At 61.3% G+C, this 16,120-nt stretch carries 14 protein-coding genes and 3 pseudogenes; 10 read left to right on the forward strand and 7 right to left on the reverse strand.

Annotated features, from left to right (window positions below):
- Positions 1 to 38 precede the first annotated feature (38 nt).
- Together IAG25_RS27510 and IAG25_RS27515 are read right to left on the reverse strand one after the other, a co-directional pair.
- On the reverse strand, positions 39 to 1,079 hold the full coding sequence (locus IAG25_RS27510; RefSeq protein ID WP_187607651.1) for a Bug family tripartite tricarboxylate transporter substrate binding protein: 1,041 nt from the start codon (positions 1,077 to 1,079) through the stop codon (positions 39 to 41).
- Between the two features lie 215 nt (positions 1,080 to 1,294).
- Complete coding sequence (locus IAG25_RS27515; protein WP_187607652.1) at positions 1,295 to 2,254, reverse strand: LysR substrate-binding domain-containing protein; 960 nt, start codon at positions 2,252 to 2,254, stop codon at positions 1,295 to 1,297.
- A gap of 224 nt (positions 2,255 to 2,478) precedes the next feature.
- Here IAG25_RS27515 and IAG25_RS27520 point away from each other — a divergent pair, with 224 nt between their 5' ends.
- Positions 2,479 to 3,495 carry an ABC transporter substrate-binding protein gene (locus IAG25_RS27520; protein WP_187607653.1) on the forward strand — a complete coding sequence of 339 codons (1,017 nt, stop codon included), beginning with the start codon at positions 2,479 to 2,481 and terminating at the stop codon, positions 3,493 to 3,495.
- Between the two features lie 52 nt (positions 3,496 to 3,547).
- On the opposite strand, the gene IAG25_RS27525 is transcribed toward IAG25_RS27520, so the two are convergent.
- Entirely contained in the window at positions 3,548 to 4,687 is a 1,140-nt protein-coding gene (locus IAG25_RS27525) for a porin (protein WP_187607654.1), read from the reverse strand.
- Between the two features lie 891 nt (positions 4,688 to 5,578).
- Here IAG25_RS27525 and IAG25_RS27530 point away from each other — a divergent pair.
- Both IAG25_RS27530 and IAG25_RS27535 read left to right on the forward strand, forming a co-directional pair.
- A complete protein-coding gene (locus IAG25_RS27530) occupies positions 5,579 to 6,046 on the forward strand; it encodes an antitoxin PaaA2 family protein (RefSeq protein ID WP_187607655.1) in 468 nt (155 codons plus the stop codon).
- A pseudogene (locus tag IAG25_RS27535) lies at positions 6,043 to 6,335 on the forward strand (type II toxin-antitoxin system RelE/ParE family toxin). The gene IAG25_RS27530 and the pseudogene IAG25_RS27535 overlap by 4 nt, the downstream one beginning before the upstream one ends.
- 278 nt (positions 6,336 to 6,613) lie before the next feature.
- Here IAG25_RS27535 and IAG25_RS27540 read toward each other — a convergent pair.
- A complete protein-coding gene (locus tag IAG25_RS27540; protein WP_187607656.1) occupies positions 6,614 to 6,895 on the reverse strand; it encodes a hypothetical protein in 282 nt (93 codons plus the stop codon).
- A gap of 41 nt (positions 6,896 to 6,936) precedes the next feature.
- Between IAG25_RS27540 and IAG25_RS27545 the strand changes: the two are divergent.
- From IAG25_RS27545 to IAG25_RS27575, 7 genes and pseudogenes are all read left to right on the forward strand, one after another.
- Positions 6,937 to 7,029: pseudogene (locus IAG25_RS27545) on the forward strand (TetR family transcriptional regulator); the annotation flags it as partial.
- A 430-nt stretch (positions 7,030 to 7,459) separates the two neighbouring features.
- A complete protein-coding gene (locus IAG25_RS27550; RefSeq protein WP_187607657.1) occupies positions 7,460 to 7,903 on the forward strand; it encodes a (2Fe-2S)-binding protein in 444 nt (147 codons plus the stop codon).
- A complete protein-coding gene (locus tag IAG25_RS27555; protein ID WP_187607658.1) occupies positions 7,884 to 10,100 on the forward strand; it encodes a xanthine dehydrogenase family protein molybdopterin-binding subunit in 2,217 nt (738 codons plus the stop codon). The genes IAG25_RS27550 and IAG25_RS27555 overlap by 20 nt, the downstream gene beginning before the upstream one ends.
- Before the next feature lie 66 nt (positions 10,101 to 10,166).
- Positions 10,167 to 10,466 carry a c-type cytochrome gene (locus IAG25_RS27560; protein WP_187607659.1) on the forward strand — a complete coding sequence of 100 codons (300 nt, stop codon included), beginning with the start codon at positions 10,167 to 10,169 and terminating at the stop codon, positions 10,464 to 10,466.
- 81 nt (positions 10,467 to 10,547) lie between these two features.
- Entirely contained in the window at positions 10,548 to 11,624 is a 1,077-nt protein-coding gene (locus IAG25_RS27565) for a porin (protein WP_187607660.1), read from the forward strand.
- A gap of 50 nt (positions 11,625 to 11,674) precedes the next feature.
- Positions 11,675 to 12,637: an AraC family transcriptional regulator gene (locus IAG25_RS27570; RefSeq protein ID WP_187607661.1), complete on the forward strand. Its 963-nt coding sequence runs from the start codon at positions 11,675 to 11,677 to the stop codon at positions 12,635 to 12,637.
- Complete coding sequence (locus IAG25_RS27575; protein WP_187607662.1) at positions 12,630 to 13,313, forward strand: helix-turn-helix domain-containing protein; 684 nt, start codon at positions 12,630 to 12,632, stop codon at positions 13,311 to 13,313. Before IAG25_RS27570 ends, IAG25_RS27575 begins: the two co-directional genes overlap by 8 nt.
- Before the next feature lie 31 nt (positions 13,314 to 13,344).
- Here the strand turns inward: IAG25_RS27575 and IAG25_RS27580 are convergent, their stop codons facing one another.
- From IAG25_RS27580 to IAG25_RS27590, 3 genes and pseudogenes are all read right to left on the reverse strand, one after another.
- Positions 13,345 to 13,491: a hypothetical protein gene (locus tag IAG25_RS27580; RefSeq protein WP_187607663.1), complete on the reverse strand. Its 147-nt coding sequence runs from the start codon at positions 13,489 to 13,491 to the stop codon at positions 13,345 to 13,347.
- Positions 13,492 to 13,737: 246 nt separating this feature from the next.
- Positions 13,738 to 14,295 (reverse strand): RIO1 family regulatory kinase/ATPase domain-containing protein, encoded by a 558-nt coding sequence (locus IAG25_RS27585; RefSeq protein WP_187607856.1) that lies wholly within the window; start codon positions 14,293 to 14,295, stop codon positions 13,738 to 13,740.
- A 272-nt stretch (positions 14,296 to 14,567) separates the two neighbouring features.
- Positions 14,568 to 15,722, reverse strand: a pseudogene (locus IAG25_RS27590) (IS30 family transposase); the annotation flags it as partial.
- Positions 15,723 to 16,120: the final 398 nt, after the last annotated feature.

Genomic DNA, 16,120 nt, shown 5'->3' on the forward strand with positions numbered 1-16,120 from the left:
AATGGTCCGTTTGGTGTTGATGTTCCGTCAGGCCGTGGTCAGTGAGCGCTGAAGATGAGCTTGCGGGCATCTTCGAGTTGCGCTTCGGGCGTCGCATACAGCTTGGCGACGATCTGCTCCACCGCGTCGCCTTTGATCGGATCGATCGGATAACCCGCCTGCTTCATGGCATCGATGAAATCCGGATCGGCGATCGTCTTCGCGAACGCATCGCGCAACGCCTGCAGACGGTCTTGCGGTACGTCCTTCGGCACGGCGATCGGACGGCCCGCCTGAAACGGCAGAATGAAAAGATTGAAGAGCGCCTTGATGTCCGGCTGCGTGATGTATGAAGACAGGTTCGGCACATCGGCGAAGGCTGCCGGGCTGTTCCAGCCCAGATGCAGCAGCACCTTCATCTTGCCGGTCTTAAGCAGGCGCACCGGCTCGCCCTGTTGCAGGCCGTCGATGGTGGACGCCCAGCCATCGACTTCGCCGCGCTGCATGGCCAGATATACTTCGCCGCGCCCCGTATAGCCTGGCACGATGCTCATCTTCGCGCCGATGTATTCGTCGAGCAGCGCCGGCAAGGTGCGATCCTCGTTGGCGAATCCTGTCGCGCCGACATACATCTTCTTCCTGCTCAGATCGTCGGCGCTGGTCACGCCTGATCGCGTCATCGAGACCAAGCAATATTCGACCTTGTTGAGGCTGCCGAGCCATCGCACCTTGCGCGGATCGAAGCGGTTCTGCCGCTCGTCGAGCAGCGGGATGTAGAGGTTGTTACGCTGCAAGAAGCCGATGACGGTGCCATCGTTCGGCTGTCTGGACTGCAGCGATGCCGCCGCGACCATGCCGCCCGCGCCCACTACGTTCATCACGATGGCTTTGGGATGTCCCGGAACGTACTTCACGAAGAAGCGTGAGAACTGACGCGCGATGATATCCGTCGGCGTTCCGGCGTCCGCGCTGACCACGAGCGTCAACGCCTTGCCGCGGTAGAAATCTTCCACGGCTTGACTGGATGCCGGGCCTGCGTATGCCGTCGCGGCAAAGCCGAACAGCGCTGCACAAGCGCATAGCGCGCTCTTGTAGTTCATGATCTTTGCTGTCTCCGTGTAGATGCGCAGAACCGCCGTCGCCTTTACCAAAAGCGCTTCGTGGCCGGTGGCAGTTCGCGTCGCCGCTCGTTATTGGGTGAGCGCGAGACAATTGTGCCAGCGGGGTTCATTCGGCGGTTTGAGAAAAACAGCCGTCGAGTTGAGTGAATGGTATAGGTGCGCGCAGCGCTCTGCGTCGCGCCCGAGCGCGAATCTCAGCGGGCTTCGCGGGCTTCTTCGGTGAGACGCTGCGCCGCTTCTTCGAGGCATGAAAGCATGAGTTGCGCGCTCGGCGTGAGGGTGCGCACGCGGTTCCACAACACGCCAGCGGGCCGCAGTAGGCGCGGCAGGGTCAACGGCAGCGTATGGAGCGGCTGGGGATGAGCGGCGTTGCGCGCGGAGGAATCCGCCATGACCGCGATGCAGTCGGAAACCTGCAAATGCGCGCGGATCACGTGCAGCGACACGGTCTCGATGTAATTGTTCGTCAGCGGCACTTCGTGCACTTCCAGTGCGCGTTCGAGCGGATCGCGCAAGATCGAACCGATGGGCGGAAGTATCCACGGATACGGCCGCAAATCCGCCCATTGCACAGACTTTTTGCGCGCAAGCGGATGATGCCGCCCGGTCACGAGCATGACCGGCTCCTCGAGCAGTTCCTTTTCGTCGAAGCTGCCAAGCGTATCAGGAGGTGGCAGGCGGCCGACCACGAGATCGAGATGACCTTGCCACAGGTCGGGCAGGAGCGTCGCGGCGGAGCCCTCGACGATCTTCACATTGGTGCCGGGCGAGCGCTCCTTAAGCAGCTTCAGCGCTTGCGTCAACAGGATGGACGCGGACACAGGCAGCACGCCGATTTCGATCTTGCCCTCGGTGCCCGCGCTCAGCGCCTTCAGTTCGTCGCGCGCCTGATGCAAGACGTGAAGCATGGCGTGCGCGTGGCGCGTCAGACATTCCCCGAAGGGCGTGGGCACAAGGCCCTGCCCCGTACGCGTGAATAGCGAGAGACCGAGTCCGCGTTCGAGTTCCGCCAGCGACTTCGACACCGCAGGCAAGGTGACATGCGTGACTTCCGCCACCTGACTCAAATTGCGGTACGTATCGATCGTCACGAGCAGCCGCAGGTGCCGCGCCTTGAGGTTGATCTGCAAATACCAGTCGATTTCCGCCGACACGTCGCACTCCTCTTCCGGTATGAGCGAATGGTTAAGTCATCGGACATTTTACTCAATCGACCGGCCGCGCATGCGTGGGCACAATTCGATCGTGCACGCCGCAGGCTGGCCGCACGCGGCTTTCCCGCGCGCAACAGCAGGCCGAAAGGCGTGCATTTCAAATTCTTTCGCAGAGGAACTCATTCAAATCAGCCGGATTTAACCGGCGTTCGGAGACAAGCAAAATGACGTACGATTCGACTCGCCGCAGCTTTCTGCGCAAGGCGGGAGCCGTGGGTATCGGTCTGGCGGCGGGCGGCCTCGCCGCGCCTTTCATCGCCCGTGCCGCTTCGACCGACATTCGCATCGTCAGCAATCCGGGACTGGAAAACGCCACGCTGAACGCATTGATGGATGAACTCGGTTACTTCAAGGCTTACGGCGTCGACGCGCGAATCATCGAGGTTCCGGGCACGAGCGGTCCATTCGACACCATCGCGCGCGGAGCCGCGGACGTGTGCATGGTGTCCGGATACAACCTCGTGCTCACGCGCATCGAAGAGGGTGCGCCGGTGAAGATCGTCGGGGCCGGCATGAAGAAGTGTGCGCTGACGCTCTTCGCGAAGTCCGGCGGCCCGGCGACACTCGCCGATCTGCGCGGCAAAACCGTCGCGGTCGGACCCAGACTCGGCCTGCTTCATACGCTCATGCTGCAACTCTTAGCGGAAAAAGGCATCGACCCTTCGCAGATTGAATTCGTCGATCACGGCAGCAACGACCAATGTTTCGATGCGGTTGCAAGCGGCGCCGCCGATGCCTGCTGCTCCAGCATCTCGCATCTTAACGACGAGGCAGGCCTGCATGTCATCCGCGAAGGCAACCTGTGGCAGGCGTTGCCGCGGTGCGTGTTCCAGACGGCGTACGCATCGGACACCGCGCTCGCCGGCAAGCACGAGGGATTGGTTTCAGTGATGGCAGCCTACGGCGCACTCTACGAGTTTCTGATGTCGCCCGCGTCGCACGACGCTTTTTTCGATGCACGCAAGCGCGCCCAGAAGCGCTTCGATGCTGCATCGGCCAAGGCGATCTGGGACTTCAATCAGACGCAGCGGCCGTATTCGAGAGATCTTTCGATGAGCGAGCGCGATGTTGCTTATTTGCAGGACATGGATATCGGCGTGGGGAGCCTGAAGCGGAAACAGCCGTTCGACGCGGTGGCCGATATGTCGGCGGCGAGGGACGCAGCAAGACTCGTTGCCTGATTGCGCCGACGCGAATGCGACCGGGGAAGCCGAAGCTTCCCCTCTTCCTGCTTTAGAACGTATGCCGGATGCCCGCGATCACGGATATCTGCGATCCGCCGGCGGGCGGCGTCGGTACCGGAGAAAGCGTGGTGGCCGCGAGCGCGAGGGTGCCCGAGTTGTGAATGTGCTCACCCGTCACATACAGCAACGTGCGCTTGGAGAGCAGGTACTCGCCGCGCAGCACTTCGATCAGCGCCTTGTTGGGCGAATGCTCGTATTTGAGTTGCGCCACCATGCCGTCGATATGGAAGAACGGCGTCACCGGGACCGTTCCCGTGACCCACAGAAGATTGCTCCTCGGCGTGGCGATGCCTTCATTCACGCGCCTGATCCATCCCACGCCGAACTTCGCTTTCGCGATCATGAAGTATCCGCCCAACGTGAAGCGGCTATCGGTGAGATCGGGCGAAGTCAGGCCGCCCCACGTCGCGGAGGTGCCGCCGTAGTTGCGCTCGTATGACGTCGCCAGGCCCCACACGTGGCCTTCGTACTTGAGCAACGCGGAGTATTCCCTGCACTGATTCGACGGAGAGGTCTGCCCCGGACAGTTCGTCGCGACATTGCTGTTGCCGTTGACGGCGTCGCGGCCGAAGCTGTAGTTGACGCCGCCTTCGAAGTCGCCGAGGAAATAGCGATAACTCACCGCGTTATCGGCGCGCGCATTGGCGATGCCGTTGTCGAGTGTCGTGAGACCTTGCGCGCCCGTCCCGAACGGATTGATGAACGAGATGCCGAAGAAGCGCATCGTGTACTGGCGTCCGAACGTCAGGCGGCCATATTTCCCGTCGATACCGACGTAGGACTGTCGGCCGAAGAGGCGGCCGCCCTGTCTCGATGCTCCGGTCGTCGGACTGAAGCCGCCCTGCAAGTCGAAGATCGCCTTGACGCCGTCGCCCAGATCCTCGCTGCCACGGATGCCGAAGTAAGAAGTGGCGGTGCCATCTCCCGTGCGCCATCCATTCGCGGTCTTGTTCTTGCCAATGGCGACGTTGTTGACGAATTCGACACCCTGATCGATCAAACCGTACATCGTCACCGAGCTGGCGCCCACAGGCTTCGGCGGCGGTGCGTCCTCTTCTTCGTCTTGGGCCCATGCGGACGAAGCGCTCAGAAGTGCAGCGCAGACGCATAGTGCGGTCCGGTATTTCATTTCTCTGTGTCTCCGTCATGTTGCTCACTGAGCCGGTAAAGCGGTGTCGGGACGGCCGCGCCCGTGAGCTTTCTTCGATATGTTCCGGCGGTGATCAAATTCTGCCAGCGGGGTGTCATCAGCAAGTTGAAAAAAACAGCGCCACGATTGAGCAAATGGTTAATGCGGTCGCGGGAGTGAGGAACCGAACCGCCGGCGGACGTTCGAATCGGATGCCGCAAACAGGCATGAGAGATGTCTCCCACCGGATGTATCGACGCGCGCGCACGCGACGTGTTCTCACACTTTTGGGGTGCTGATGGCGAGCGCCGAGTGTGCATTCCTGTCGCGACGACAGGTCCAGACTTTCTTCGGAACTGTTATGCGCCGATGAAGCCGACCTGCGTATGGCTCAGTGTCCCGAATGCGCGCACTGCCGGCCATGCGCGCCATGTGCAGACGACCAAGGAATCGCGTCCGCAGTCCGGAGTCGCTGCGGGCCAATAACGAGGTGCGACGTACCGTAGTCGGCCCACCAAACAGGTATTGAATGTCAACGGGTTCGTGCACCGCAAGAGCGAACCGCGCCTTCAAACCCGCCACGTGCGATAGACCGCGAATGGCGCTCCAGGCGCCTCACGTCAGAGTTTCTCCCGCATTCAGGATTCGGCTGCTTTTAAAGTGAAGCCGCCGTTTGCATCACTGTTCATGATCTAACCGAACGGCAAAAACTGGCCGCAACCGGTAGCCGGCCCTCGATCTCGGCGCATTCCCATCGGACAAACGATAGGAGGCTAAGCGTCATCTGCCCCGAATTATCACGGGGTGTTATGACAAAATCACGCCACCAAAAACAGTCACGCAACCCACGTGTTACTATTAGTCGTGGAAACCTCATTAATTGAGTGCGCGATGAAAACCCTCGACGTGTCCCAGGCCACCGCGGCCGCCCAGGCCGGTGGCGTGCTCAATGCCATCCTTCGGGCCGACGGTGGCCAGTTCTTCATCGAGCTGGAAACCCGCACTGCCGGCACCGCGGTCCTGGTGACCTCCAACAATCGCCGGCCGCGCGCGTTTCGCAATCCGATCAAGGCGCTCGAAGTGATCCGGGAGCTTGGCTTGGAAAACGGGCGATTTTCGCTCGAAGCTTGGCGACCCAATGAAGCCCAAATCGATCGGCAAAGCCGACCTGATCGCGCGGAAGCCATGAAGCAGACGCACTCGAATGCGGCTGCCTATGAAAAGTGGGTCCGTGAACAGGTGCAGGAGTCGTTAGACGATCCGCGGCCGAACGTGCCGCATGCACAGGTGCAAAAGGAGATGGCCAACAAGAAGGCCGCGCTGCGCAAGCGCCTCGCAGGCGGCGAGGCTGAATCTTGATCGTCGAGTGGCGCGCGAAAGCGCGCGAGGACCGCAGCAACATCTTTTATTACATTGCCGAGGACGACCCCACAGCCGCGCTCGAGCTGACGACCGGATAGAACAGCAGACGGACGCCCTGCCCGAACATCCCGAGCTTTACCGCGTCGGGCGCCGTCGCGGCACGCGCGAAATGGTGTTGGCCTCCAATTATGTGCTCGTGTATCGGATCTTGAAGCGAACCGGCATCATCGAAATCGTACGGATTGTGGGCGCGCGGCAGAACTATGGAAGGCGAGCGAGGCGATGACGAGGAAGCATCGACCTGGGCGACGTGGCGGCTCTAGCAAGCCATATCGACGACGTGGCCTGTTCGCGTTGTGAGCGGAGGAGCCGGTTCAAGTGGCGAGGCTGGTATCGGCACGGGGATACCCACGACCTGAATCAGCCGTTCACTTACTCGACGACCTTCTAGTTGTCGGGTTACGCGCAGTTTCCAGGGCCAGGCGCGAATCAGGTGCCGGTTGGGCCGTCCGGTCTGTCGAACATCGCATCGCTATCCAAAGCGTTTGGGCCGGCAACGCGGGACTATGCGATGCCGATCCCCGGCCTCCGGATGACAATAACGACCATCGTCGCGCTTCCACCGGACATCGAGGTTAGCCACTTGCCGAACTCTGTAGCACCATAACGCGCGAGTTGGTTACCACGACGCGAGGAGGATTGTTGCAACCGGAACAATACCGGGAACTGCGCAAAATCATGCTTGAAGCGATACGGGATTTGCACGGTCAGATTGCATATTGACTCGTGAGTCGCAAGCTTTATCGTAGCCAGCGCGAAAGCCTGTCGATGTTCGAGGTGGAGCATCCGAGTATCCCCGTGAGTTCGACGAGGATACCGCTCTCGATGCGGCGACCGCGCAGTTCTGGTCGCATGGTTACGAGGCGACCTCGGTGCGCGATCTCGCCGCGAGCGACGGTGGGGAACACCATGCTCGATGACTGGCTTCCAAGAGAGCACCGGTGTTCCGAGGGGCTGCGGCTGGAAGGTCGGCAAAGTGTATTCATGGCGGCCTGCCAGGGATCGCTGTGTGGGCGCCGCGCATTCACGTCGGCCGCATTGCGGAGTTCGGTATTCGACTCACTTCCGACGTTCAATACAGCTCAACCGCGACGGTGGCTCGACGAGGGATAAGCTGCCGTTCGGATACGAGCCTGGTCGCAAAATGTTCGAAGACGAGAGGGAGCAGTCGCTCAGAAGGCTGACGGAGTCCGGCGCATGAAAGGTACCGGAGAATTACAGTAAGACCAATGTCCGCTCAAATATTCGATCTGGACGATCAGCTACTTTTTTGAGAGGCGCGGTCGTTGTAAGGAATATTTTCGCCACGAAGAATCTCGCCATCGCGATTGCATCAGATGGAGACGATTCATGCGCTTTACTCTCAATGGTCGACCGTTCGAGTTTGACGGCGACACTGAAACTCCCCTTCTTTGGGTCATCCGTGACGCTGCGCGCTTAACTGGCACCAAGTATGGCTGCGGCATCGGCGCATGCGGTGCGTGCACCGTACATCTCGAAGGCGCTGCGATGCGCTCGTGCGTACTGCCCGTCAGCGCCGTCGAAGGCAAGGCCGTCACGACGATCGAAGGGCTGTCGCCCGACCGCTCGCATCCCGTCCAGCGGGCATGGATACAGAAAGACGTCCCGCAATGTGGCTACTGCCAATCGGGAATGGTGATGGCCACAGCGGCGTTGCTCGCGCAACACAAGGCGCCCACCGATGCTCAGATCGACCAGGCCATCACGAACCTGTGTCGCTGTGCGACTTATCAACGAATTCGCGAGGCGATCCATGCCGCGTCCAAACAGTAAAGACGGCGCGTACGAACGCGCCGCACCGTCTCAACCTACGCCCGCGCGACGCACATTCCTGAAAACGTCACTGGCCGTTGCGGGTGGTTTGCTCTTGCCCCTTTCGATCAGCGACACGCTTCACGCAGCCGAATCCGCAGCGCCGTTCCGAGAGATCAACGACTGGATACGCATCGACAAGGACGGTCACACGATCATCGGGCTTTCGCAAAGCGAGGTGGGGCAAGGTGTCTACACCGGCTTGCCGCAAGTGCTTGCCGACGAGATGGATGCCGACTGGCGCCAGGTTAGCGTCGAATTCGTCACGGGACGCGACGCTTATCGCATTGATGCGGCCAACGAAGCGCCGCAGCAGTTCGTGGGCGCCTCGATGTCGGTGACGATGTTTTATTCGCGTCTGCGCACGGCAGGCGCACAGGCGCGTGAAGCGTTCCTGAGCGCCGCCGCGCGGCGCTTTGGCGTGCGCGCGACACAATGCATCACGCGCAACGGACGCGTGAGCCATCCGGCAACCGGACGTTCGCTCGGCTATGGCGAACTCGTCGACGACGTTGCATCGATGCCGCTCAACCCGCATCCGCGTCTGAAGCCGGCGTCGGCGCGCGCGTTGATGGGACAGGCGTTGCATCGGCTCGACGTGCCCGCAAAAGTCGATGGCAGCGCCGTGTACGGCATCGACGTGCAAGTGCCCGACATGCTGACGGGCGCCGTGAAAATGGCGCCGACGTTGAACGGCACGCCCGTCGCGGTCACCAACCAGGACAAGCTGCGCGCGATGCCTGGCGTAGTCGGCGTCGTGCTCGCCAAAGATGCGGTGATCGTCGTCGCCCAATCGTACTGGCAAGCCAAAAAAGCCTGCGACGCCGCGCAGATAGACTGGGACGCGGGCAGCATTGCCATCGACAGCGACACGCTACTTTCGCAGCGCCAACGCGCATTGAAGGACCCGCATGCCGTCACGGCAGCAAAGACGGGCGATCCTGATGCGCTGTTCACGTCCGCGCATTCGATCTTCGAAGCCGAATATCACTCGCCGTACATCGTGCACGCGACGATGGAACCCGTGAACGCGACCGTCCACGTGCGCCGTGACGAGATCGAGGTTTGGGGACCGATTCAAGGCCAGGACAAGGTCCGCTGGACATTGTCCGCCCTCTTCCATCTCCCCGCCGATAAGGTCATCGTCCATACGACGTTCCTCGGCGGCAGCTTCGGACGCAAGTACGTGCCCGACTTCGTGATCCATGCCGCCGTTGCATCGAAGGCGGTCGGGCGCCCTGTCAAGGTGATCCGCTCGCGCGAGGACGATATCCGGCACGGCTTCTACCGCCCGGCCGTATCGGCGCGCTTTCGTGCGGTGCTCGGCGACGACGGCATGCCGCGCGCATTGCATGCCCGTGTCGTCGGTCAGTCGCTCTACTGGTCGATCAAGCGCGACTACTTCGAAAAAGCCGGCGGCTGGGACGAGACGATGCTCGACGGCATCTACGACCTGGGCTACGCGGTCCCGAATCTCCTCGTCGAATCCGTGTCCTTGCCGCAGGCCATTCCCGTCAGTTTCATGCGAACCGTCGGCAGCACGTCGAGCGTGTTCTTTCTCGAGACCTTCATCAACGAGCTGGCGCACACGGCGCGGATCGACCCGGTGCGTTACCGGCGCACGCTGCTGCGCGACGATCCGCTCGCGCTGAAAGTGCTCGACGCGACCGCGGCCAAAGCGAACTGGTTCGGCCGACCCGCGCACGGCCTTCATCGCGGGGCCGCGTATTGCCTCTATACGGGACGCGGCGGCGCCTTCGCCTCGTATGTCGCGACCATCGCCGAAGTGCGCGTCACGGAGGGACGCGCGAAGCTCGAACGCGTGATCTGCGGCATCGATTGCGGACAGGCGATCAACCCGCTGCTCATCCGGCAGATGGTCGAAGGCGGCATCGGCTTCGCGCTCACCAACACGTTCAAGAGCGAAATTACCTTCAAGGACGGCGCCGTCGCGCAGAGCAACTTCGCCGACTATCCGCTGCTTTATCTCGCGGAGATGCCGAAAGTCGAAGTAGTGATCGTCGAGAGCGATCGCGTGCCGCAAGGTTGCGGCGAAGTCGCCTTGCCGCCTGTCGCACCCGCCGTCGCGGAAGCGCTCTTTCAGGCGACGGGCAGACGGCTGCGCTCCATGCCGCTCGACCAGCCACTCGCAAGCTAGATCCATCACCCAATCCTGAACCGTATGAAATCAAGAACGCACCTTGTCGTTTCCCTGCTCGCCTTAATGACGGCGAACTCCGTCCGCGCAGGCGTCGCCATCGACCCGGCCAAGGCAAAGGAGATCGCCACGCAACACGCGTGCTTCGCCTGCCACGGGCTAGACAGCAAGCTCGTCGGGCCGGCCTGGCGCGACGTCGCCGTCCGCTATTCGGGCAGGCCAGAGGTTGCGAAGCAGCTCGTCGCGCAGGTTCAGAACGGCAGTTCGGGCGTGTGGGGCGCCGTGCCGATGCCGCCGAACAGGATCGGCACCGACGACGCCCGCACGGTCGTGCAGTGGATCCTTGCGGGCGCCAAAGAAAAATAACTGGCCGCGCATTCGATCCTGATTCGCGAGACACACAAAAGCGATTTGATAAGTATGACTACATTTACTGGAGATCTCGCAATGAAAAGGCACTATGTGACTGCGCTGCTCTGTGCGGGAGTCACGGGCGTCGCACATGGCCAGAGCAGCGTGACGCTGTACGGCATCGTTGACACGGGCGTGCAGTACTACAACAACGCTGCGGCAGGCGGCTCTGTCGTCGGCATGCCTTCGCTGACGGGTGAGGTGCCATCGCGCTTCGGCCTGAAGGGGGCGGAAGATCTTGGCGGCGGCTACAAGGCGTTCTTCGTGCTCGAAAACGGCTTCGCAGCCAACACGGGCGCGTTGAACTATGGCGGCCGCCTATTCGGTCGTGCCGCCAACGTTGGCGTTAGCAGCGACTATGGCGCAATGACGCTTGGCCGTCAGATAAACATGTCGATGTACGTTCTGCTCAACGCCGACGTCATCGGTCCATCCATTCATTCGATGGCCAGCTTCGACAGCTACCTGCCCAACGCACGCAGCGACAGCGCGGTCGGCTACATGGGCAAGTTCAAAGGCGTGACGATCGGTGGCACCTATAGTTTCGGACGCGATGCGGCGGGCCCGGCCGGACCGTCCGCGACGAACTGCGCGGGAGAGGTTCCGGGCGACCCCGTCGTCTGCCGGCAGTACACGGCCATGCTTGCCTACGATGCCGCGAATTTCGGCGCGGCGGCATCCTACGACGTGATGCGCGGCGGCCCGGGCGCCTCGGCGCCGTTGTCGAACAGCGCCTATACCGACACACGCACTATCGTGGATGCGTACTTCAAGTTCGGACAGGCCAAAGTCGGTGGCGGCTGGATTCGCCGCAACACCGCCGCCGCGGCTCACAGCCAGTCCGACCTCTTTTTTGCGGGCGCCACGTACTACGCGATGCCCACGCTATCATTCGACGCACAGGGCTTGCGCTACATTCTCCGCGAACATTCGAGTTCGACGCTGTTCGTGGCTCGCGCCAATTACCTGTTGTCCAAACGTACCACGGTTTATTCGTCGCTCGGCTACATGATCAATAGCGCGAATGCCAGCAATGCCGTCGCGGCGGGCGGCAGCGTCGGCATGGGACAGAATCAGCTCGGCGCGATGGTCGGTATACAGCAGCGCTTCTGACGCATTCGATCCCTTTCGCGCACGACCAATCTGCACTCACGGAGGCGTACATGTCCCAGGATCAGCTCAGCGACGTACTGGCCGATCTACGCGCGGACGCCGTCGTGACCGGGCACTTCTCGCTGACGGCACCGTGGGCGATACGCAAGCCGGCCGTGGAAGGCGTGCCATTTCGCATGTGCGTCGGCGCACCGTTTTACATCGTCCTCGAAGGAGAACCACCTGCGCTGGTCGAGCCCGGCGACTTCGTACTGCTGCCGCGCGGCAACGAGCACATACTTTCCTCTGGACTCGGCGAAGAGCCTGTACTCTTCGACTCCCTGATGGCGCACCAGGGCATTCGCCCCCGCTTCGACACGCCTTTGCGGTTCTCCGCGGGCGGCGGCGGTGACGTCAGCGAACTCTATACGGGCATCGTCGTGTATCGGGACATCGTGCGCAGTCCGCTGTTCTCCGTGCTGCCGCCGTTGATCCATGTGCGCGCGAACGACCCCGTCGTCGCCCCCTGGCTCGCGAGCACGCTCAAGAGCTTCATTCAGGAATCGATGTCGTGTCAGCCTGGATGGGCCGTCGCGGCCGCGCGTCTCGCGGATGTGCTGTTCGTGCACCTGTTGCGCGCGCATCTGCTTTCGTCGGCGAATCACACTGGATGGCTGCGCGGGCTCATCGATCCGCAGGTCGGCAAAGCGATGGCGCTGATTCATCGCGAACCGCGTGAGGACTGGTGCGTTGCAAGTCTGGCGGCATCGGCGGGTATGTCGCGCTCGCGCTTCAGCGCGCGGTTTGCCGAGCTGGTCGGCGAGACGCCCATCGGTCATCTCACGGCATACCGCATGCACCTCGCAAGCTGCAAGCTGGCGGACCGGAAGCTCAAGCTGATCGAGATCGCCGAGAGTGTCGGCTATTCGTCCGAGAAGGCATTCGCGCGCGCCTTTCATCGCTGGGCCGGCATGCCGCCCAAGCGCTATGCGCGCAACATGCGCGATTTATATGACATGGAAAAGCATGAGTAAACACGATGTCACATCGAACACGTCGCACGTATTGCCCTGCACCGTGCCGGCACTGAAACGCGGGCTCGAAGCGCTGCAGCCATTCTCGACACAACGCCCTCATTTGACGATGAGCGAACTGGTCGCCTTTGTCGGCGCGCCGCGCAACTCCGTCGTACGACTTGCGCGCTCACTCGTCGCGTCAGGGTTTCTTGCGAACGACGCCCATGGCCGGCTAACCCCCGGGCCCGCCGCCGCGGCGCTCGGGCGCACGTATTTGCGCAGCCTCGACATCGTGGAGCAGGCGCGGCCCGCGCTTGCCGGCCTGGCGGATGCGTGTGCGACATCGGCACAACTGCTCGAGCACGATGGGCAAACCGCCGTCGTGATTGCTCAGGCGCTCCCGTCCGCGGCAGCCGTGGCGTATCAGACGACGCGTATCGGCGCGCGCTTTGGCCCTGCGCAAACTTGCTCCACTACGGCGTCCGGCACATTGCGTCTATTGACCGACGACGTGGCGTCCTTGCCCGACCGCGACCGTCTGGATGCGCGCCACGCCAACATTGTTGCACGCGCCCTCGAACCGTGGCGAGCCACGACGCAGCGTTTCTCTATTGGCGTGGCCGGTCCGCTCGACGCAAACACATGCGGCGCACTGGACGAAGCAGTCCGCAGAATAAGCGATCTCACACGATGACCCACGATGAATAGTCGCGATCTCAATGTATTCAAAACAGTCTCACGCTGTCCGCGATCGAGCAACGTTCGGTGCTTGTCACGGTCGTCACGACATAGCGCTCGTCGCCGCGGAAGCCGCGATGCTCGCCATAAGCGATGACGGTGCGGTCGCTGGCTCCGGTGTCGAACGGTTGCATTGAAATGCGTTCGCGCGTCCGCTCCGTCATCGATGCGGCATTGCAGATCGCGGAATATATCACCAGCACTAAAAATGACGCCGATCGCGCAAGCGCGAAAGGTTCCGCATGCGAGGACCGCTGTCTAATGCTGAGCCGCCATGCAAATGGCCCGTGACGGGTTGGATTAACCGTTCGTAAATGGCCGAGCGGCGAGTTCCTCGAAGGCCTTCACTTTCGGGCGATCTTCGGGGACATCAAGTACGGTTACCGGCCTGCGCTCAGTTCCTCCTGCCGCCGCACTCGCGCATCGTCCTCAAGACGTGTCGCTTCGAGTTCCTGCAGAACGCCGTCGAGGTCCACAGGTCGCGTGTCGGCTTCGATGCGACCGGTCAGTTCGGCCTCGACATGCAGCCGCCCTGCCTCGAAAAGCGCCCAGATCTCCGTCCCATAACTCGCGGTGAGTATTTGCGGTGCAAACCGTCCGAAGTACGCGGCCAGGTTGTCGACGTCTCGCTTGAGCATGGAGGCAGCTTCGTTGTTTCCGGCTGCGTCGACGGCCTGCGGCAGATCAATGATCACCGGCCCGTCTGCTGCCAGGAGGATGTTGTATTCCGACAGGTCGCCGTGAATTATGCCCGCGCAGAACGACGCTGCTTGCCGAAAACTGCGCTGCTTCGCGTCCTTGTAGATCTTGGCGCAACGCGTCGATTCGCCGCAACGCACGACATAGACTGTCGCCTCCTTGCCGCTCATCAACTGGCCGATGACTTCGTCGATAAATCCTTCTTCGAGAAGCGGCGCAAGCCGTTTGGGCATTTTCATACGTTCGTCGCCCGCGGTTCGTGAAACGTGCATTTGACGCGCGTGGATCGTAAATGGCCCGCTAAGGTATGCGAAACCAACAACCCGATGAATCGAGAAGCTGTTGCCGGCGGCCGTAAGCGTTCTACGTGGGAGATGGGTGGAGTCATGCCGGATTATGCGGGTGGTCGAGGACGCGCAGGCGAATCTCTCCCGGCGACTGCGTAGATGCATTGAGCCGCCTCCAGACAGCTCCCGGCTTGGCACGACAGGCAGCACGCGACGGCGGATTCACCGGTCGATGCAATAGTTTGCTGGAACCGTTCGGCTGGCGTTTCGTATCCGAGCGTCTTTCTCGGACGCTCGTTCAGCCGTCGCGCCACGGCATTAAGCTTAGCCTGCGAATACACGGACAGATCTGTGCCTTTGGGGAAGTACTGCCGTAGAAGTCCGTTTGTATTCTCGTTTGATCCTCGCTGCCACGGATGCTGGGGGTCGCAGAAGTAGACCTGGATATCAGTGGCCACGGTGAATCGTTTGTGCCCGGCCATCTCTGTTCCCCGATCCCAGGTTAGTGATTTATAGAGCTCCTGTGGCAACTTGGTGGCATGTTTGATGAGGGCATTGATTACCGTTTCGCTATCCTTGCTGGGAATCCTGACCAGCATCACGTAGCGTGTCTGGCGCTCAACGAGCGTTGCTATCTGGCTGTTCGCGCTGCCGCACAAGACATCGCCCTCCCAGTGGCCCGGTACGGCGCGATCTTCAACTGTTGCCGGACGTTCGCTGATCGACACCGTCTCGCGGATGCGGCCGTGATCGTCAGTCTTTTGCGTATGGTGGCGCGATCGCCGCATCGCTCGTGTGCGACGCAGATGTTCCAGCAACTCCTTCTTAAGGGCACCACGGGCCTGGATGAAGAGGCTGCGATAGATCGTCTCGTGAGACACGTGGTAGTCCTCGTCTGAATACCAGCGCCTGAGCCATCCTGCAATTTGCTGCGGTGACCACTGCAACTGGAGCTTGCCTGCCACGATCTGCGCTAGCGCCCGGGACTCAACCAGCTTGCAGGCTTTGGGACGCTTTGCCCGATCCCAGGCAAGCGCATCGGCATGGCTTGCCCGGTAACCTTCCTTTCCACTGTTGCGTTTGATCTCGCGGCAGATGGTGGAGGGAGCCCTGGAAAGTTGCTTCGCAATCGACTGGATCGAGTCGCCCACAGCGAGCGCCCGCGATATCTCTTCGCGTTCCGCCAACGTTAGCGTCAGTTGCGCGCGATGTCGCGGCGCTGGCCGGATGCCGCCTCTTTCAGCCAGTATCCGTTGGATGGACGAGTAATTCCGGTCAAACAGTTGCGCGATACGCTGGAGCGACTCCCCCTTCTGCCAGCGCTCCCACATCAACGCTTTCTGAGTTTCAGTGTAGTAAATCCGGCGTCGCTGTTTCATTTGCAACACTCCCACTGCTCACGCAGCTTCTAGTGTGTTGCATCGACCGGTTGACTCCGCCACCCCAACCCGTCATTCGGTTCTTTGGGCAGTCGATGACGGCTTATAAGCTACTTCAGACATCGGTTCTCCCAGGAAATCTCGGTCGCTGTCCGGTCCTTCGGGGTGTTGAGTCTGCTGCGTTTCGTGCCCGCAACCCGTAACTAGCCTCTTTTTTCAAGTCTCGGCAGTTGATCGAGCGTCTCGGATTCGAACTGGACCTGTAATTTCATTCGTGACGCATGCGAGTTTTTCCCAGCTCAGCGCGTATATCCTCAACCTACAGGGCACGCTTTTGATTGTCTTGAAGCGCTTGTGCTGGCGGAAGGACTCCGTTGGCGGTCTGAATGATTTTGTGC

It is taken from the genome of Caballeronia sp. EK (assembly GCF_014384845.1).
GTDB classification, from domain to species: Bacteria; Pseudomonadota; Gammaproteobacteria; order Burkholderiales; family Burkholderiaceae; genus Caballeronia; species Caballeronia jiangsuensis.

Excerpts from the sequence above, each read along its gene's own strand:
- IAG25_RS27510 (WP_187607651.1), bottom strand. The coding sequence starts at position 1,079 with ATGAACTACAAGAGCGCGCTATGCGCTTGTGCAGCGCTGTTCGGCTTT.
- IAG25_RS27520 (WP_187607653.1), top strand. The coding sequence starts at position 2,479 with ATGACGTACGATTCGACTCGCCGCAGCTTTCTGCGCAAGGCGGGAGCC.
- IAG25_RS27525 (WP_187607654.1), bottom strand. The coding sequence starts at position 4,687 with ATGAAATACCGGACCGCACTATGCGTCTGCGCTGCACTTCTGAGCGCT.
- IAG25_RS27530 (WP_187607655.1), top strand. The coding sequence starts at position 5,579 with ATGAAAACCCTCGACGTGTCCCAGGCCACCGCGGCCGCCCAGGCCGGT.
- IAG25_RS27540 (WP_187607656.1), bottom strand. The coding sequence starts at position 6,895 with ATGCTCCACCTCGAACATCGACAGGCTTTCGCGCTGGCTACGATAAAG.
- IAG25_RS27550 (WP_187607657.1), top strand. The coding sequence starts at position 7,460 with ATGCGCTTTACTCTCAATGGTCGACCGTTCGAGTTTGACGGCGACACT.
- IAG25_RS27555 (WP_187607658.1), top strand. The coding sequence starts at position 7,884 with ATGCCGCGTCCAAACAGTAAAGACGGCGCGTACGAACGCGCCGCACCG.
- IAG25_RS27560 (WP_187607659.1), top strand. The coding sequence starts at position 10,167 with ATGACGGCGAACTCCGTCCGCGCAGGCGTCGCCATCGACCCGGCCAAG.
- IAG25_RS27565 (WP_187607660.1), top strand. The coding sequence starts at position 10,548 with ATGAAAAGGCACTATGTGACTGCGCTGCTCTGTGCGGGAGTCACGGGC.
- IAG25_RS27570 (WP_187607661.1), top strand. The coding sequence starts at position 11,675 with ATGTCCCAGGATCAGCTCAGCGACGTACTGGCCGATCTACGCGCGGAC.
- IAG25_RS27575 (WP_187607662.1), top strand. The coding sequence starts at position 12,630 with ATGAGTAAACACGATGTCACATCGAACACGTCGCACGTATTGCCCTGC.
- IAG25_RS27580 (WP_187607663.1), bottom strand. The coding sequence starts at position 13,491 with ATGCAACCGTTCGACACCGGAGCCAGCGACCGCACCGTCATCGCTTAT.
- IAG25_RS27585 (WP_187607856.1), bottom strand. The coding sequence starts at position 14,295 with ATGAAAATGCCCAAACGGCTTGCGCCGCTTCTCGAAGAAGGATTTATC.